The organism is Streptomyces sp. NPDC053076, assembly GCF_044546845.1.
Lineage (GTDB): Bacteria > Actinomycetota > Actinomycetes > Streptomycetales > Streptomycetaceae > Streptomyces.
In genome coordinates, this window is sequence record NZ_JBITZL010000001.1 from 1,439,027 (window position 1) to 1,455,984 (window position 16,958).

14 protein-coding genes are annotated in these 16,958 nt (G+C 72.4%); 8 read left to right on the forward strand and 6 right to left on the reverse strand.

The window, feature by feature from the left end:
• Window positions 1–204 precede the first annotated feature (204 nt).
• The 5 genes from ACIGYR_RS05755 to ACIGYR_RS05775 all read left to right on the forward strand — a co-directional run bounded on the left by ACIGYR_RS05755 (window position 205) and on the right by ACIGYR_RS05775 (window position 7,602).
• Window positions 205–1,371, forward strand: coding sequence for an FAD-dependent oxidoreductase (locus ACIGYR_RS05755; RefSeq protein ID WP_399601590.1), 1,167 nt, complete (start codon window positions 205–207; stop codon window positions 1,369–1,371).
• A 171-nt stretch (window positions 1,372–1,542) separates the two neighbouring features.
• Window positions 1,543–3,339: an RICIN domain-containing protein gene (locus ACIGYR_RS05760; RefSeq protein WP_399601592.1), complete on the forward strand. Its 1,797-nt coding sequence runs from the start codon at window positions 1,543–1,545 to the stop codon at window positions 3,337–3,339.
• Between the two features lie 184 nt (window positions 3,340–3,523).
• A complete protein-coding gene (locus tag ACIGYR_RS05765) occupies window positions 3,524–4,405 on the forward strand; it encodes an inositol monophosphatase family protein (RefSeq protein ID WP_399601594.1) in 882 nt (293 codons plus the stop codon).
• Between the two features lies 1 nt (window position 4,406).
• Window positions 4,407–4,904, forward strand: a complete 498-nt coding sequence (locus tag ACIGYR_RS05770; protein ID WP_399601597.1) for an FAD-binding protein — start codon at window positions 4,407–4,409, stop codon at window positions 4,902–4,904.
• 157 nt (window positions 4,905–5,061) lie between these two features.
• The gene (locus tag ACIGYR_RS05775) at window positions 5,062–7,602 is read left to right on the forward strand and encodes a discoidin domain-containing protein (protein ID WP_399601600.1); all 2,541 of its coding nucleotides are present in this window, start codon (window positions 5,062–5,064) and stop codon (window positions 7,600–7,602) included.
• Between the two features lie 48 nt (window positions 7,603–7,650).
• On the opposite strand, the gene ACIGYR_RS05780 is transcribed toward ACIGYR_RS05775, so the two are convergent.
• Window positions 7,651–8,604 (reverse strand): helix-turn-helix transcriptional regulator, encoded by a 954-nt coding sequence (locus tag ACIGYR_RS05780; protein ID WP_399601601.1) that lies wholly within the window; start codon window positions 8,602–8,604, stop codon window positions 7,651–7,653.
• A gap of 132 nt (window positions 8,605–8,736) precedes the next feature.
• On the opposite strand from ACIGYR_RS05780, the gene ACIGYR_RS05785 reads away from it, so the two are divergent.
• The 3 genes from ACIGYR_RS05785 to ACIGYR_RS05795 all read left to right on the forward strand — a co-directional run bounded on the left by ACIGYR_RS05785 (window position 8,737) and on the right by ACIGYR_RS05795 (window position 12,160).
• Window positions 8,737–9,090 carry an ANTAR domain-containing protein gene (locus ACIGYR_RS05785; protein ID WP_399601603.1) on the forward strand — a complete coding sequence of 118 codons (354 nt, stop codon included), beginning with the start codon at window positions 8,737–8,739 and terminating at the stop codon, window positions 9,088–9,090.
• Window positions 9,091–9,524: 434 nt separating this feature from the next.
• Complete coding sequence (locus ACIGYR_RS05790; RefSeq protein ID WP_399601604.1) at window positions 9,525–11,798, forward strand: catalase; 2,274 nt, start codon at window positions 9,525–9,527, stop codon at window positions 11,796–11,798.
• Window positions 11,799–11,905: 107 nt separating this feature from the next.
• Entirely contained in the window at window positions 11,906–12,160 is a 255-nt protein-coding gene (locus ACIGYR_RS05795) for a chaplin (RefSeq protein ID WP_399601607.1), read from the forward strand.
• Window positions 12,161–12,209: 49 nt separating this feature from the next.
• On the opposite strand, the gene ACIGYR_RS05800 is transcribed toward ACIGYR_RS05795, so the two are convergent.
• The 5 genes from ACIGYR_RS05800 to ACIGYR_RS05820 are packed head-to-tail and all read right to left on the reverse strand — an operon-like array spanning window position 12,210 to window position 16,639.
• Window positions 12,210–13,877, reverse strand: coding sequence for a PP2C family protein-serine/threonine phosphatase (locus tag ACIGYR_RS05800; protein ID WP_399601610.1), 1,668 nt, complete (start codon window positions 13,875–13,877; stop codon window positions 12,210–12,212).
• The gene (locus tag ACIGYR_RS05805; RefSeq protein ID WP_399601612.1) at window positions 13,874–14,923 is read right to left on the reverse strand and encodes a SpoIIE family protein phosphatase; all 1,050 of its coding nucleotides are present in this window, start codon (window positions 14,921–14,923) and stop codon (window positions 13,874–13,876) included. The genes ACIGYR_RS05800 and ACIGYR_RS05805 overlap by 4 nt, the downstream gene beginning before the upstream one ends.
• Window positions 14,920–15,366 (reverse strand): anti-sigma regulatory factor, encoded by a 447-nt coding sequence (locus ACIGYR_RS05810; protein ID WP_399601615.1) that lies wholly within the window; start codon window positions 15,364–15,366, stop codon window positions 14,920–14,922. The genes ACIGYR_RS05805 and ACIGYR_RS05810 overlap by 4 nt, the downstream gene beginning before the upstream one ends.
• Entirely contained in the window at window positions 15,366–15,749 is a 384-nt protein-coding gene (locus ACIGYR_RS05815) for an STAS domain-containing protein (protein WP_391837407.1), read from the reverse strand. The genes ACIGYR_RS05810 and ACIGYR_RS05815 overlap by 1 nt, the downstream gene beginning before the upstream one ends.
• Window positions 15,746–16,639, reverse strand: a complete 894-nt coding sequence (locus ACIGYR_RS05820; RefSeq protein ID WP_399601619.1) for an STAS domain-containing protein — start codon at window positions 16,637–16,639, stop codon at window positions 15,746–15,748. The genes ACIGYR_RS05815 and ACIGYR_RS05820 overlap by 4 nt, the downstream gene beginning before the upstream one ends.
• Window positions 16,640–16,958 lie beyond the last annotated feature (319 nt).

Below are 16,958 nucleotides of genomic sequence, written 5' to 3' on the forward strand. Positions count from 1 at the left end.
CCCCGCACGCCCCGGCGTGGCCACCGTCCAGGTCCTGCCGGCGATCCACTGACAGCTGCTCGGGGCCGGGCCTTTCCGCGTCCGTGGTTTCCCGTCGGCCGTGTCCGGATCTCGGCCCCCGCGCCCCGGCGTGGTCACCGCTGCCCTTAGATGGTCAGGACCACTGCCGGCGCGCGGAGGCGGCAGGCGACCGGAGCGGATGCGATGAGGGTACTGGTGATCGGCGGTGGCATCGCGGGGACCGCGACCGCCCTGGGGCTGCACAAGGCCGGCTTCGACGTCACCGTGTTCGAGGCCCACCCGGACACGGCCGAGGACATCGGAGCCTTCCTGACCCTGGCGAGCAACGGCATGCGCGCGCTGGCGCAACTGGACGCCACGGACGCCGTCACGGCCGTCGGTTTTCCGCTGACTTCGCTGCGGCTGCTCGACAGCCAGGGCACCGAGGTGGCGCACGCACCGCTGGGCGAGGCGGCGGACCCGGCCCTGCGCTATCGCTGTCTGCGTCGCGGCGAGCTGAACGCGGCCCTCCAGGGCGAGGCGGTCCGTCGCGGTGTCCGGCTGTGCCACGGCGCCCGGCTGGTGTCCGTGACGGACGGCCCGGACCACGTCACCGCCCGCTTCGCCGACGGCACCACGGCCACCGGAGACGTGCTCGTCGGCGCCGACGGACTGAACTCGACCGTACGCCGGCTGGTCATGCCCCAGGTGCGGCCCGTGTACGCCGGCCAGCGGGTCTACTACGGCTACACTGGAGCCGCGGCCGAGTCCGGCCCGGACGGCGCCATCACCATGGTGCGGGGCAGCGGGACCGCCTTCGGGTACGCGGCGTCCCCGGCGGGGGAGACGTACTGGTTCGCCCGCGCCGGCGGCGAGCCGCTGCCCGCGGGGGCGCCCGCCGCGCCGTCCGCCGTGCTGCGCGGGCAACTGCTGCCGCTGCTGCGCGAGGACACCACACCCGCCGCCGGCCTGGTCGCCGCCTCCGCCGACGCGATCATGGTCATCAACGCCACGGAACTGCCGCTCGGTACCACCTGGCACACCGGACGCGTCCTGCTCGTCGGCGACTCGGCCCACGCGGCGTCGCCGGCCACCGGCCAGGGCGCCTCGATGGCCCTGGAGGACGCCGTCGTCCTGGCCAAGGCGCTGCGTGACCTGCCCGACCCGGTGACCGCGTTCGCCGAGTACGAGCGGCACCGCCGTCCGCGGGCGGAGCACAACATCACCGTCAGCGGCGGCCTCTCCCGCGGCACCCGCGCCCCGTCCGGCCCCGGCCCCGCCACGGCCCGTCCCGCCGAGCCGGACGAGCGGCTCATCCGCCAACTGGCCTGGGACAGCCCGCTGTCCGCCGTGCCCTCGGAGCCGCGCTGACCCGGAGGGGACGCGGGGAAACCGGACGCTCGGACCCGTGCGCGAACATGGTCGTGCGGGCCGGAATCCGCGCACGAAAGTGCAAGAGGCGGAGTGCGGGAGTCCATTGCCGGGGCGACGCCGGGGCCGGATCGTTCCGTGCAACCGGTCCTTCGGCAACTAGGAGCTCCCGTGCGACTGTTGAGCAGAGCAGGCGGCACCATGGCCGCGGCCCTCGCCCTCGTCCTGGGCGGCGGCACCGCGTTCCCCGCGCAGGCCGCGTCCCCGGCCGACGCCCCCTACACTGTGACCGTGGGGACCCCGGTGCCGTTCACGCACCCCACGGACACGCCCGCCACCCCGTACCTCGACCGGGACGGCACCTTCCACTACCAGCAGTCCGCCGCGCTCTACGGTGCCGACGACCCACGGGTCTGGGACTTCTACACCGGCAAGGACTTCGACTCCGCGACGTACGACAGGAAGCTCAGCGAGGCGGTGAACCCGGCCAACTCCGCCGACCGCAACGACGACACCACCTGGCGCTGCAACAACAGCCCGACCGGCCGCGAGTCGACCTACGCCCCGAGCGGCTCGGGCTACGCGCAGAAGAACTACTGCGACCTGTCCGGCGTGTGGGTCGACCCCGACACCGGCGACTGGTACGGCCTGGTGCACAACGAGTTCACACCGCGGCCGTTCGGCGACGGACTGCACTACGACGCCATCGACTACGCCGTCTCCACCGACCGCGGCCGCACCTGGACGATCAAGAACCACGTGATCACCTCGCCGTACAGCACGAAGCGCGGGGACACCGCGGCCTTCCCGCACCAGACGTACTCCTACGGCGACGGCGACCAGCGCCTGTTCGTCGACACCGCCTCCGGCTTCTACTACGTCTATTACGGCTCCCGGATCGTCGACAAGAGCGGCGGCTGGAAGGCGTTCCACGAGCACGTGGCCCGCGCCCCCATCGCCGCGAAGATGGCCCCCGGCTCCTGGCGCAAGTGGTACGACGGCGCCTGGTCCCAGCCTGGCACGGGCGGCCGGGAGAGCAACATCGTCCCCGTCGACGCGAGCCACCCCACCGGCTACACTCCCGCCTCCGCAGAGTACGACCCCGCCAACACCGGTACCGCGGCCGAGCAGATCGCCACGGGCAAGATGCCCGCGACCTCACCGCTGTTCGTGATGAACATCGCCTACGACGCCTACCTGGGCCGCTACATCGGTACCCCGCAGGCCGTCGACCAGAGCGGCGGCGCACCGCAGTACCTGTACGCCACCGACGACCTGGCCACCCAGAAGTGGCAACTCATCGGCGACACCGGTGACTACACCACCGCCTCCTGGTACCGCTGGTTCCTGGACAGCGCCAACCGCACCGGCTCGACCGTCGTCGGGAGGTCCTTCCGGGCCTACTGCTCCTTCGGCTGTTCCCACGGCTCCTCCGGCGAGTACGTCGACCTCACCGTGACCTCCGCAACGCCCGCCGCCCCGCCCGTGGACACCGCCCGCAGGTACCGTATCGCCGGCGGCACGGGCCGGATCCTCGCGCAGACGTCCGGTGGTTCCGCCGTCACCTCGGTGGCGCGCTCCACCGGTTCCGCTCGCGCGGCGTGGTCGTTCACCCCGACGGGCGACGGCGCCTTCACGCTCACCAACGCGGCGACCGGCCGGCTGCTGGGCGTCGACTCCGGGAGCACTGCCGGGCGGGCCTGGGGGGCCAAGCCCACGGTGACCGCGGGCCGGGCCGGCGGTCCGACCGTCGGACAGCAGTGGTTCGTGATCCCCGCCTCCTCCACCGACGGCGGCTACCGCCTGGTCAACCGCTACAGCGGCCTCGTCCTCGGCCTCTCCGCCACCTCCGGCCGTCTCGCTGAGACCACTCCACCGCGCACTTGGACGGACACCGCCACCGATTGCCTCGGCGACGGCCGCACCGCGGCCGAACAGACCCTGTCCTTCGTCCCCACCGGGGTCTAGGGCCTGCCGTGCGGCGCTTGCCCGCATCGCGCGGACGGGTCGGCCCGGAGGCGCGGTCGCCCGGAGACGGCCTGATCCACAGGACAGCCTCCGGGCCAGGCAGGCCGCGATCGCCGCGGCGCTGCGGACTCGACTCCCGCGCCGCCCTGTGGCGCCCGGCCGGCTCCGCCGTATGCTGCCGCCCATGTCGATCACCAACGGGGAGTCCGACGCCCAGCTGGCCGTGACCGCGGCCCAGGCCGGAGCGGCGATGGTGCGGGAGCTGTACGGCCGGCGGCTGGACCGGTTCGCGAAGTCCGGCGGTGACTTCGCGACTGCGGCGGACCTCGCCGCCGAGCGGGCCATCCTGGACGTCCTGCGCGCCGCCCGCCCAAGGGACGCGGTCACGGCCGAGGAAAGTGGTCGTACCGGCGCCGCCGACGCCGACCGCCGCTGGCTGGTCGACCCGTTGTGCGGCACGCTCAACTACGCCGTGCGGACCATGCTGGTCGGCGTGAACGTCGCCCTGCGGGTGGGCGGAAAGGTCAGCACGGCGGCGACGGCCGACCCGTTCAGCGGCGAGGTGTTCTGGACCGACGGCGAGCGGGCCCGGGTCCGCCGGGACGGAGCCGACGCGGAACTGACGCCCATGGCCGGTTCCGCGCTGGTGGACGTCAACCTCGACCCGCCCTTCCCGAACGCGCCCGGTTTCCGGGCGGCCCGCCTGCTCACCGACCCCGGTTTCACGGAGCGGTTCCGGCCCCGGGTGATCTCCAGCACCCTCGCGGTGGCCTGGGTCGCCGCCGGACGCCGGGCCGCCTATGTCACCGACGGCCACCTGGCCGACAGCGTGCACTTCGCCGCGGGCATCGCGCTGTGCCGCGCGGCGGGCTGCACGGTGACCGGCCTGTACGGCGAGCCGCTGCACACCGGCGCGGGCGGGCTGATCGCCGCGGCCGACGCCCGGACCCACGCCGCTCTGCTGGAGCTGGTCACGAACCAGTGCCCCGCAACCGGTCAACAACCGGCTTCCCGCGCCGCGTTGAGTGGGACGCGGGCCGTCTCGACGGAACGCGCCGACGTCTGATGTGATATTCGCCGGGCCGCGTGACATCCCGGTCGGGGTCCGCGGCGGCGGGCCCTCGCTGTACGGGCAGAGCCAGGCGGGCGGCGGGGTCGTCGTGGACCTGGGTGCGATGAACCGCGGCGGCCCGGTGACAGGTGATCAGGTCTCCATACAGGCAGGCGTGTTGTGGCGAGAGGTGCTGTCCGCCACCCTGCCGTACGGCCGAACGCCCCCGGTCCTCACCGACTACCTGGGTGCCGGAGTCGGCGGTGTCCTGTCCGCGGGCGGCCTGGGCGGCGGCGCCACCCACCGGCACGGTCTGGTCGCGGACCAAGTGCTGGAGCTGGAGGTGGTGACCGGAGCGGGGGAGCACCGTGTCTGCTCGCCCGGCCGGGACCCCGAGCTTTGGCTCAATCTGCAGTGCCCCACGACACCTGCCGGGTGGCGGTCCTTCGTGGACGCGAAACGGCGCCACGATCCGCATCTCGTCCTGGGGCGCGGCCACGGTCTACGGCTCTGAGTCCACAGCGTGAGCCCGAAGCGCCCGTCCGGCGCGACCAGTTGAAGGAGATGGCTTCCGAAGGCTTGTGGCCCGCTTGGTTCATCTCTTAAATCAAAACATGAACTAAGCCATGGGGTCAGCCCGTTCGATCCCCCACCCTTTCTGGAGCCGCAACATGAGATGGAGATCCCTGGGCATCGCGCTGTCCGCCACGGCCGCGCTGATCGCCCTGCCCGCCACGCACCCCTCGGCCACCGCGGCCGAAATCCCGTTGTCCCAAGGGAAGACGGCCACCGCATCGTCCCAGGAGAGCAACGACACCACCGCTCCCCAGGCAGTCGACGGCGACACGGGCACCCGCTGGTCCTCCGCCGCGGGCGACGACCAGTGGCTCAGGGTGGACCTGGGCAGCACCGCCACCGTCACCCGGGTGGTCCTGAACTGGGAGGCCGCCTACGGCAAGGACTACAAGGTCCAGATATCCGCCGACGGCACCACCTGGAACGACCTGAAGTCCGTCACCGGCTCCGACGGCGGCGTCGACACCCTCGACGTGTCCGGCCAGGGCCGCTACGTCCGGATGCTCGGCGTGCACCGGGCCACCCAATGGGGCTACTCGCTGTGGGAGTTCCAGGTGTTCGGCAGCACCGGCGGCGGCCAGGCGAACTGCGGCACCGCCAACGCCGCCCAGGGCAGAACCGCCACGTCCTCCTCCACCGAGAACGCCGGCACCCCGGCGTCCGCCGCCGTCGACGGCAGCACCACCACCCGCTGGTCCAGCCAGGCCGCCGACCCGCAGTGGCTCCAGATAGACCTCGGCTCCGTCCAGGGCCTGTGCAAGGTCGACCTCACCTGGGAGGCCGCCTACGGCAAGGACTTCCAGATCCAGGCATCCTCCGACGGGCAGAACTGGAACACGCTCAAGAGCGTCACCGGGGCGACCGGCGGCACGGCGTCCTACGACGTCAGCGGCTCCGGCCGGTACGTGCGGATGTACGGCACCGCCCGCGGCACCGGCTACGGCTACTCCCTGTGGGAGTTCGCCGTGCACACCGGCACCACCGGCGTCCCGCCGGTCGAGGGCGGCGGCGACCTCGGCCCGAACGTCATCGTCGTCGACCCCTCCACGCCCAACCTCCAGCAGAAGTTCGACGACGTCTTCGCCAAGCAGGAGTCGGCCCAGTTCGGCACCGGCCGCTACCAGTTCCTGCTCAAGCCCGGCACCTACAACGGCATCAACGCCCAGATCGGCTTCTACACCTCGATCTCGGGCCTCGGTCTGAATCCCGACGACACCCAGATCAACGGCGACGTGACCGTCGACGCCGGCTGGTTCAACGGCAACGCCACCCAGAACTTCTGGCGCTCGGCCGAGAACCTCGCCCTCACACCGTCCAACGGCACCGACCGCTGGGCGGTCGCACAGGCGGCACCCTTCCGCCGTATCCACGTCAAGGGCGGCCTCAACCTCGCCCCCAACGGCTACGGCTGGGCGTCCGGCGGCTACATCGCCGACTCGAAGGTCGACGGCACGGTCGGCCCGTACTCCCAGCAGCAGTGGTACACCCGGGACAGCTCGGTCGGCGGCTGGTCCAACGGCGTGTGGAACATGACCTTCTCCGGAGTCCAGGGCGCACCCGCGACCAACTTCGACAGCGGCCCGTACACCACGCTGGACACCACCCCCGTCTCGCGTGAGAAGCCGTTCCTCTACCTGGACGGCTCCGCCTACAAGGTGTTCGTCCCCGCCAAGCGCACCAACGCCCGAGGCGTCTCCTGGCCCGCGAACGCGGGTACGTCCCTCCCGCTCGACCAGTTCTACGTCGTCAAGCCGGGCGCGACGGCCGCCACCATCAACGCCGCCCTCGCCCAGGGCCTCAACCTCCTCTTCACGCCCGGTGTCTACCACCTCGACCAGACGATCGACGTCACCCGCGCCGACACCGTGGTCCTCGGCCTCGGCCTCGCCACCCTGGTCCCGGACAACGGCATCGACGCCCTGCACGTCGCCGACGTCGACGGGGTGAAGCTCGCCGGATTTCTCATCGACGCCGGCCCGGTCAACTCCGACACCCTGCTGCGGATCGGCGAGCCCGGCTCCACCGCCGACCACTCCGCCAACCCCACCACCATGCAGGACGTGTTCATCCGCGTCGGCGGCGCCGGACCCGGCCTCGCCACCAACTCCGTCGTCGTCAACAGCGACGACGTCATCATCGACCACACCTGGCTCTGGCGCGCCGACCACGGCAGCGGCGTCGGCTGGGACACCAACCGCGCGGACTTGGGCCTGCGCGTGAACGGTGACGACGTCCTGGCCACCGGCCTGTTCGTCGAGCACTTCAACAAGTACGACGTCTACTGGAACGGAGAACGCGGCCGGACGATCTTCTTCCAGAACGAGAAGGCGTACGACGCCCCGAACGCCGCGGCCGTCACCCACGACGGCATCACCGGCTACGCGGCCTACAAGGTCGCCGACTCCGTCACCACCCATGAGGCATGGGGCCTGGGCAGCTACTGCAACTACACGGCGGATCCGTCGATCGTCCAGGCGCACGGCTTCCAGGTCCCCGCGACCTCGGGGATCAAGATGCACGACCTGCTGGTGATCTCCCTCGGCGGCCAGGGCCAGTACGCCCACGTCGTGAACAGCACCGGTGCCCCCACCTCGGGAACCAGCACGGTCCCGTCCAAGGTGACGTCCTTCCCGTAGGGCGTCCGGCGTCCCGTACGGAGGCCCGCTTCCGTACGGGACGCCGGTTCAGCCGTCGGACAGCGTCCGGTGCGGGGCCCGGCGGTAGGTGTCCCGGTACAGGGAGGCGAAGCGGCCCGGGTGGTGGAAGCCCCAGCGGGCCGCGACCTTCGTGACCGTGACCCCGCTGCCGGGGTCACCCGTCACCAGGTCGTGATGGGCGTGCGCGAGCCGTACCCGGCGCAGCTGGGCGAGCGGGGTGGTGTCCAGATGACGGCGGAAGGCGTACTGCAGCGCGCGTACCGTCACATGTGCCGCGGCGGCGATGTCCGCGACCGAGACGGGCTGGTCCGCGTGGTCGTCGATATAGGCGAGCGCGCGGCGCAGCACCGCCGGGTGCACGTCCTCGCGGCCGGCGCCGGCGGGCTCGTCCAGCGCCGTGTTGGGGAACGCGGCCAGGACGCTCGCCGCCAGGTGCTGGGCGGCCGTGGCGGCGATCAGCGGCTGGTCGGCGATCTCCGGATCGGAGAGCACCGCATCGCGCAGATGGGTGATCGTCCGGTTCAGCTGGCGCGCCGCCGCGGCGGAGCGCGGCCGGTGGCCGGTCAGCCGCACCGGCTGCGAGCCGTCGGGGTCCGTGGCCACCTGGGAGAGCAGGGCCGGGTCGAGCATGGTGATGTTGTACCGGGCGTTGCAGATCCGTCCCGTGTACGGCAGGTCCGGCGGGGCGAGCAGCACCACGTCACCCGGGCCGAAGGAATCCTCGACGCCCTGGAAGCGGTGGTCCCGCACGGTGCCCTCGTGGACCACGCACAGGCAGACGCGGCCGAGCGGCGTCACCGAGTAGTCCATCTCGAAGTCGAGCGTCAGCTCGTCGACGCTCACCGAGGGCACGCCCGTGCGGCGGAACCGGGCCCGGGTCGAGCCGGGGCCACCGCTGGCGATCCGCATCCTGGCATAGGCGTGGCTGAGGAAATCCTCCGTCACATCCAGGTCGTCGCTGTCGAAGGTGAGCGATTCCATGGACCCCCAATGCCCCCTTTTGGTGCCTCCATGACCGCGTTGACCAGCGCTTTTTCGTTTTCTGTACTGCGCCTTGCCCAGTAGTTCGCCTGGTGGCTGTCGCTCAATCGCCGGGCTGCGCAGGGTGATCTCATGATCGGACGTGACGAGCAGACGGTGGACCAGCTGAAGGCGCTCCAGGAGGAGGTCGGCCAGCTGCGCCAGGCGCTGATCTCGCACGCTCTGATCGACCAGGCGATCGGTGTGGTCATCACCGTCTCCGGGCTGCGTCCGGAGCAGGGCTGGGACGCCCTGAAGCACATGTCGCAGCACACCAACACCAAACTGCGGGAGGTGGCACGCTGCCTCGTGCACTGGCCGGCCCACGGCACGCTCCCCGAGGCGATCCGCCGGGCGTTGCCCGCCGCCGTGGAGCACGCACGCACCCGCACCGGCGCCGACGAGCGGGAGGACGAGCGGGAGGTCCGCTGCGGTCGCCCGGGCTGAGCGACGTTCGGCCCGCCGGCCCCTTTCGAACTGCGCCGACCGGCACCAGCGCCTAGGGTGACCTGTGCGGGCGGCCGGGTGTGCGCCTGCCCCGGGTCAAGAAGCCGGCCCTGCTGACGAAGACGTCCTCGGCAGGGGGCACTTGGCCCTGCCGGCGGTCCCCGGGTCCGGACCAGCGTCCGGCGGGCCAGCCATCCCGGCAACTCGACATGAGACGGCCCGACTTCACCCCGACCGGGAAACCATCGCGTTCCCCGGTTTCGGACGCCCCGGCCCGGGGACCTCGGTAGAAGGCCGTCGTCGGCCCCCTTCACCCAGGTTTCACCCGAATCGACCACGACCTCGGCCGCAGCCCCCGGGTGGCCACCGCGCCTCGGGACACCGACCTGGCCCGCGCCGGGGCCGCCCTGTGACCAGCGAAGGAATTGCCACAGATGAGCGAGACGAACCCCCTGAAGCGAGCGGCGGAGAAGGTGTCGGACGCTTTCCTGGGAGAACCGGCGGGCCCGGAGGACGGCATCCCCGGCAAGCCGGGGCCCGAGTCGCCGCAGGTCGCCGAGCCCACCGAGCCCCATGAGCCGTACCCGCCCAAGCCCGACCAGACCGGCCCCGACACCGTCTCCCCGACGGGGCAGCCCACCGGCGCCGACCAGGCGCGGATGGCCCAGAGCGGCAGCTACCTGACCAACGCCCAGGGCACCCGGCTGTACGACACCGACCACTCGCTCAAGGCCGGGCCCCGCGGCCCCGTGCTCCTGCAGGACCACCACCTGCGGGAGAAGGTCATGCACTTCGACCACGAGCGCATCCCCGAGCGCGTGGTCCACGCCCGCGGCGCCGGGGCGCACGGCGTGTTCCGCAGCTACGGCACCGCGGCGAACGTGACCAAGGCGGCGTTCCTCTCCGAGGACGTCGAGACACCGGTGTTCGTCCGCTTCTCCACCGTGCTCGGCTCCCGGGGCTCGGCCGACACCGTCCGCGACACCCGGGGCTTCGCGACGAAGTTCTACACCAGCGAGGGCGTCTTCGACCTGGTCGGCAACAACATCCCCGTGTTCTTCATCCAGGACGCGATCAAGTTCCCGGACGTCATCCACGCCGGCAAGCCCCACCCGGACCGGGAGATCCCGCAGGCACAGAGCGCCCACGACACCTTCTGGGACTTCGTCACCCTGCACACCGAGGCCACCCACCACACACTGTGGAACATGTCCGACCGGGGCATCCCGCGCTCGTACCGCACGATGGAGGGCTTCGGCGTCCACACCTTCCGCCTGGTCAACGCAGCGGGCGAGACGACCCTGGTGAAGTTCCACTGGAAGCCGAAGCTCGGTGTGCACTCGCTGGTGTGGGAGGAGGCGCAGATCATCAACGGCGTCGACCCCGACTTCCACCGCCGGGACCTCGCCGACGCCATCGAGGCGGGCGCCTACCCGCAGTGGGAGTTCGGCATCCAGACCTTCCCCGACACCCCGGACCAGACCTTCGAGGGCATCGACCTGCTGGACCCGACGAACATCGTCCCCGAGGAACTGGCCCCCGTGCAGCCGATCGGGCTGCTCACCCTCAACCGCAACCCGTCGAACTTCTTCGCCGAGACCGAGCAGGTCGCCTTCCACGTCGGCCACCTCGTCCCCGGCATCGACATCACCGACGACCCGCTGCTGGCCGGCCGGCTCTTCTCCTACCTGGACACCCAGATCACCCGTCTGGCCGGTCCCAACTTCCCGCAGATCCCCATCAACCGGCCGCACGCGCCGGTCAACGACATGCTGCGCGACGGCTTCCACCAGACGGCCGTGCACCGGGGCGTGGCCCCCTACCGCCCCAACTCGCTGGACGGCGGCTGCCCGTTCACCGCGGGCGCCGACATGGGCGCCTACGTCGAGACTCCCGTACGCGTCCCCGAGGCCACCAAGGTCCGCGAGGCACCGGAGTCGTTCGACGACCACTTCAGCCAGCCGCGCCGGTTCTGGCTCAGCATGAGCCCGGTGGAACGCGAGCACATCATCGGCGCCTACAGCTTCGAACTCGCCAAGTGCTACGAGCAGGCCATCCGGGAACGGGCGTTGCAGGTCCTGGCGAACATCGACCCGGAGCTGTGCGCGGGTGTCGCCGCCGGTCTGGGCCTGCCCGCCCCCGAGCCCACCGTGCCCCTGGCCGACGTCGAGCCCAGCCCCGCCCTCTCTCAGGTCGGTCACACCTGGCCCGCCGACGGCCGGATCATCGGCATCGTCACCGGACCCGACGGCGACCTGGACGGCGTCCGGGCCGTACGCCAGGAGGTGCTCGACGGCGGTATGGTCCCGCTGATCGTCGCCCCGGCCGGCGGCACCCTCGGCGACGGCGCCCTGGCCGTCCAGCGGACCTACGCCACCGCACGCTCCGTGGAGTTCGACGCGCTGCTGGTGGCAGGCACCCCCGGCGTGGGCGCCGACGCCTACGGCGCCCGCGACGCCAAGGCGGGCCAGCCCGGATTCCAGCAGGCCACCCCCGACCCGCGCGTGGGGCTGCTGCTGTCGGAGGCGTACCGTCACGGCAAGGCCATCGGCGCCGCCAAGGGCGGGGAGGCCGCGCTGGAGGCGGCCGGCATCCCGCTCGACGCTCCCGGAGTCATCGTCGGCGACACCGCCACCGCCGTGCTTCAGCAGCTCATCCAACTGCTCGGCGCGCACCGGGTATGGGAACGCTTCCCGTCCGCCGCCTGACCGCACGAATGACAAAGTGCCAGGACACGGCACCGCACGGACGGCGTACCAGGAGAGGCGAACCGCACGTGCCCCGGGTTGAGACGAATGCGTCCCAACGCCAACCAGTGAGGCGGATCACGCGTCTTCGCGGTTTCGCCGCAACGACCGTCCTCACCGGTGTCCTCGCCCTGGCCGGCGCGGCGAGCGCCTTCGCCGCCGGCCCGGGCGCGACGACCGGCGCCGCCGCCAACAGCCCGGGCGTCGTCTCCGGCAACGTGGTGGAGGTGCCGGTCGACCTCGGGCTCAGCCTGTGCGGCAACAGCATCGACGTCATCGGGCTGCTGAACCCCGCCACCGGCAACGCCTGCCACTCCGGCTGACGCCGGCCCGTGCGCCGGCCCCCGCGACCGGGGGCCGGCGCACAGCCGTTCACGACAGGGTGGTGCGGCAGAGCAGCAGACAGATGTCGTCGTCGTGCTCGGAGTCGTGCAGCATCGGCTTCAGCAGCGAGTCGGCCGCCGCGTCCAGGTCCGCCAGGTCCGCCGCGCCGAGCGTCTCCATCGCCTGGGCGAGCCGGTCGATGCCCGCGTCGATCCCGGCGGACCGCCGCTCCACCAGACCGTCCGTGTACAGCGCGAGGGTGGAGCCCGTCGGCAACTCGACGGTGTGCTCCTCGTACTCGTACGGCAGCGGGACCCCGAGCATGATCCCCGGCTTCACCTCCAGCACCCGCACCTCGCCCCCGGGATCGCGGGCCACGGCGGGCGGATGCCCGGCGGCGGCCCACACCACCCCGGACACACCGGGCGTCACCCGTGCGATCGCGCAGGTCGCGTACAGCTCCGGCTCCTGATGGCGGAGCATCCGGTGCAGCAGGGTGAGAATCCGCGCGGGGCCGTTGCCCTCGACGGCGTAGGCGCGCAACGCGGTACGCAGCTGGCCCATGATGACCGCCGCGCGCAGCCCGTGCCCCGTCACGTCCCCTATCACCGTCAGCACACTGCCGTCCGGTTGCGGAAAGGCGTCGTACCAGTCGCCGCCGATGTTCAGGCCGTGCGTCGCCGGCAGATAGCGGGCGGCCAGCGCCAGGCCCGGGGTGGCGGGCAGCTCGGTCAGCTGGGCGCGTTGCAGGGCCTCGGCGACGTCCCGGTGCTGCTCGTACTGGCGGGCGTTGTCCAGGGCGGTGCCCGCTCGCCGGGCCAGTTCCAGCAGCATCACGGTGGTGTCCGGGTCGAAGCGGTCACCGGGCGCGACCAGTGTCAGCACACCCTGCACCGTGCGCGCGCCCAGCGGCAGGCACAGCAGCGGCCGGTCCGGGAAGAGCGCCGAGGCCGGCAGGTCGTCCACGCCCGGGAGTTCACCGAGGTGGGGGCCCGCGTGCTGGGGACGGCCGGTGCGTGCCGCCGTCACCGTGGCCGCCGCCCGCCGGCCCGGCGGGGTCCGCTCGTCGTCCATGAGCCACACGTCGACGTGCCGGGCGTACTCCGGGACCAGCAGCTCGGGCAGTCGGCGCAGGATGTCCTCGTGGTCGAGGGAGGCGCTCAGGAGGGCGCTCGCGTTGGCCAGGAAGGTCAGCAGCCGGCGGGCCTTCTCCGCCTCCGCACGTGCCGCCCGTTCGGCGTCGAGGAGTTCGCGCTGCGCCAGCGCCGCCGCCTCCAGCTCGGCGTGCAGCGCCAGTACGCCCTGGTTGGTCTGGTGCAGCTCCTCGCGGTGGATCCGCAGCAGCTCCTCCGTCTCGGCCAGGCCCGCCAGCAGGGCGGCGGCGTCCTCGTCGGCGCCCAGCAGCGCTTCGGCGAGCGAGGCGTCGCCCAGGGCGGGGAGCGGGCGGGGCACGGCAAAGGGGCAGTCGAGCGTGTGCCGCCAGGGCTCCGGCCCGCCGAGGGCGACCCGCAGCCGGCCGTCGCCGTCGGCGGTCACGGTCAGCTCCGCGCCGCCCGCGCCGAGGGCGTCCCGCAACCGGGGACCGAGCGCGGTCAGGAAGCGGGCGCGGTCCACGGCGGGCACCCCGGCGTCCTTGGCGAGTCGTGCGAGCAGCGCACGGGCGCGGGCCGCGTCGGCGGCGCGGGCGATGGTCCAGTTCTCGGTGGCGGCTGTCATGGGTGCTGGTCCGGCGGTCGGGCGGCCAGTACGGCCACGCTGGTGTCGTCGCGTACAGGGCGGGCGGGGCTGCCCGCGTCGCGCAGGATGGCCGCTGCCACCACCGACGGGTCGAGGGCGAGCAGCCGGGGATCCTCCGGTGGTATCCAGCGGCTGGGCAGCCCGTCGCTGTGTACGACGAGCAGACTGTCCCGATGCCACGGCACCCGGTGCACGGGGACGTGTGCCGGGAAGTACGCCCCGACGATCCCCGGATGGGGGACGAGGGACGTCCAGGAGTCCCCGGTGCGCAGCCGGGCGCCGGCGTTGCCGACTCCGGCGAAACTGAGTTCCGCCCGCTCCGTGTCCACCTGGGCCACCGTGACCGCCGCGCCCCGGGTGGGCCGCAGAGCGGTGTGCAGCAGGCGCAGGATCTCCGCGGGCGGCAGATGAGCGGTGCGGTGCAGCTCCGTCACCGCCGCGGTGGAGGCGTGCGCGGCCTTCGGGCCGTGCCCGAGACCGTCCGCGAGCAGCAGTGTCAGCAGCCGCCCGGAGCGCACCCAGGCCCAGGCGTCACCGCACTGCTCGGCCTGGCCGAGAGAGACCGTGATCCCGCCCGCGGGCAGCTGCGCCGTGCGTGCTCCGCGCCCGCCGGGCTCCGGGTCTATCCGGGCCGACGCCACCGTCCCCCGGCCCGGCAGGCTGTACAGGTGGAAGGCGCCGGCGCTGCGCAGGCAGCTGCCCAGGCCCGCGCCGAGCGAGCCGGGGGCGGTGGAGTGGCCGTCCCGCAGCGCGACGTCCACGTCGGCGATGCCCGGCCCGTTGTCCAGCGAGAACAGCTGCACGGACGTGCCGGCTCCGCCACCCGGACACGCCACGAGGTTCGCCACCATGCGGCCCCCGCCGGCGTGCTTGAGCAGGTTGGTCGCCAGCTCGGTGGCGACCAGCTCCGCGATCGCCGTGCGCGGCGGGGCCAGTCCCGCCTCATCGCACGCCTCACGGGCCGCTATCCGCACGTCCCGGACCCGCGTGGAGTCGTGCACGGGGATCTCCCATACCCGGCTCATCCCACCCCCGGACGTGACGCGGGCACCTGGGTCACCCAGGCGACGGCCGTGACGGTCGTGCCGCGGCCGGGCTGGGTGTCGACGGTGAACTCCTGCACCAGCCGCCGGGCACCGCTCAGCCCGAGCCCCAGGCCGCCGCCGGAGGTGTACCCGTCGGTCATGGCCAGCTCCAGGTCGCGGATGCCGGGACCGCTGTCGATGAAACACATCCGCAGGCCCCGGGCACGGCCGTTGTCCAGCGGTGTGATCTCGACCCGTCCGCCGCCGCCGTGCACCAGCGTGTTGCGGGCCAGCTCACTCGCCGCCGTCACCAGCTTGGTCTGCTGCACCAGACCGAAGCCGAGGCTCGCCGCACACTGCCGCACCTCCTGCCGGACCCAGGCCAGATCCGCGTCCGAGCCGATGGGCAGGCTCGTCACGGACGCCTGGCCGGACCACTGCATCAGCTCCCCCTCTGGGACAGCAGTTCCATGGCGCGGTCCACGTCCAGCGCGGTGACCAGGCCGGGCAACGTGAGTCCCAGCTCGACCAGGGTGATCGCCACCGCGGGCCGCATGCCGGCCAGTACCGTACGGGCCGCCAGCAGCCGGGCCGTGGAGGCGATCTCCGCGAGCACCCGGCCGAGAAACGAGTCGACCATGTCCACCCCGGAGATGTCGAGCACCACACCGCTCACCCGGCTGGTGGAGATGCGGGTGGTGATGTCGTGCTGCAACTGCTCGGCCATGCCGTCGTGCAGCTCGCCCTGCAGGGAGACCAGCAGGACGTCGCCCAGGGCGAGCACCGGGACCTGGGACGCCGGCTGACCGGGAATGCGCTGGTTCACCGGGCACTCGCACCCGCGTCCGCACGGGAGACCTCGATGCCCTGCCGGCTCAGCGCATAGGCGAGCGCGTCGGCCAGCGAGGACCGGGTGAGCACCGAGCCCAGGTCGATGCCGAGCTGCACGATGGTCTGCGCGATGGCCGGCCGGATGCCGGAGACGATGCACTCGGCACCCATCAGACGTGCCGCGGCGACCGTCTTCATCAGGTGCTGCGCGACGAGCGAGTCCACCGTCGGGACTCCCGTGATGTCCAGGATCGCGTACCGGGCGCGCTGCTCGACGATGGCCTCCAGCAGCGACTCCATGACGATCTGGCTGCGCGCGCTGTCCAGCGTCCCTATCAGCGGCACGGCGACCGTGCCCTCCCACAGGTTGATGACGGGAGTGGCCACTTCGAGCAGCTGCTGCCGCTGCCGCTCGATCAGTTCCGTGTTCGCGTCCAGCGCGGTCTCCATCACCACCAGGCGCAGGGTGCCCATCAGCAGGGTCAGGGCCAGTACGGCCTCCTGGACCTGCGGGACCGCGGGGTCGGCGAACTCCCGGCGCAGCAGCTCGATCGCGGGCAACCGGAGGCCGGCCACCTCGCTTGCGATCCGGGCCGGTGTGAATCCGCTGCGGGACCGGGTCGCGGTCATGCGCCCCAGCTGGTCGCGCACGGAGCCGAAGCCGGGCGCCTCGGTGTCCTCCAGCCGTCCGCTGACGGCCACTTCGGACAGCGCCTCCACCACGGCCTTGCACGCCTCGACCGCTTCGTCGCGGGAGACGGTGAAGACCGAGCGGAACAAGGGCGCGTCGGCCCAGCGCTGGGCGATCTGCTCCTTGCGCTGTTCCAGGAAGGAACTCACCACCTGCGGTGCCGATCCGGTCGCGTCCTGCTCGGGCACTGTCATCCTCTCCTCTCGCGCAGCCAGGTGCGCCGGCCGGCCGGCCTCCCGCCGATCATCGACGGCCGCCCACCGTAACGTCCTGCGTCCGACCTGGCCAGTCCCGCTCGTTCCGCCTTGCGGCGATTCCAACTTCCTTTTTGACAAGGCCGGTTGGCGTTATTCCGAGATGCCGGTCGGGGCGGTGGCGGGGTCGGGGCCCCGGGCCGGCGTCGCGCCGCCGGGTCCGCCGGTGAAGGGGTCGCACCGGCGCCGGTACCCGGCCTCGTGCCGGTGGCGGGGCGGGGACGGGCGACGGGCCCGCCGTCAACCGTCGGCTCCCCCC

Excerpts from the sequence above, each read along its gene's own strand:
- ACIGYR_RS05755 (WP_399601590.1), top strand. The coding sequence starts at position 205 with ATGAGGGTACTGGTGATCGGCGGTGGCATCGCGGGGACCGCGACCGCC.
- ACIGYR_RS05765 (WP_399601594.1), top strand. The coding sequence starts at position 3,524 with ATGTCGATCACCAACGGGGAGTCCGACGCCCAGCTGGCCGTGACCGCG.
- ACIGYR_RS05775 (WP_399601600.1), top strand. The coding sequence starts at position 5,062 with ATGAGATGGAGATCCCTGGGCATCGCGCTGTCCGCCACGGCCGCGCTG.
- ACIGYR_RS05780 (WP_399601601.1), bottom strand. The coding sequence starts at position 8,604 with ATGGAATCGCTCACCTTCGACAGCGACGACCTGGATGTGACGGAGGAT.
- ACIGYR_RS05785 (WP_399601603.1), top strand. The coding sequence starts at position 8,737 with ATGATCGGACGTGACGAGCAGACGGTGGACCAGCTGAAGGCGCTCCAG.
- ACIGYR_RS05790 (WP_399601604.1), top strand. The coding sequence starts at position 9,525 with ATGAGCGAGACGAACCCCCTGAAGCGAGCGGCGGAGAAGGTGTCGGAC.
- ACIGYR_RS05800 (WP_399601610.1), bottom strand. The coding sequence starts at position 13,877 with ATGACAGCCGCCACCGAGAACTGGACCATCGCCCGCGCCGCCGACGCG.
- ACIGYR_RS05805 (WP_399601612.1), bottom strand. The coding sequence starts at position 14,923 with ATGAGCCGGGTATGGGAGATCCCCGTGCACGACTCCACGCGGGTCCGG.
- ACIGYR_RS05810 (WP_399601615.1), bottom strand. The coding sequence starts at position 15,366 with ATGCAGTGGTCCGGCCAGGCGTCCGTGACGAGCCTGCCCATCGGCTCG.
- ACIGYR_RS05820 (WP_399601619.1), bottom strand. The coding sequence starts at position 16,639 with ATGACAGTGCCCGAGCAGGACGCGACCGGATCGGCACCGCAGGTGGTG.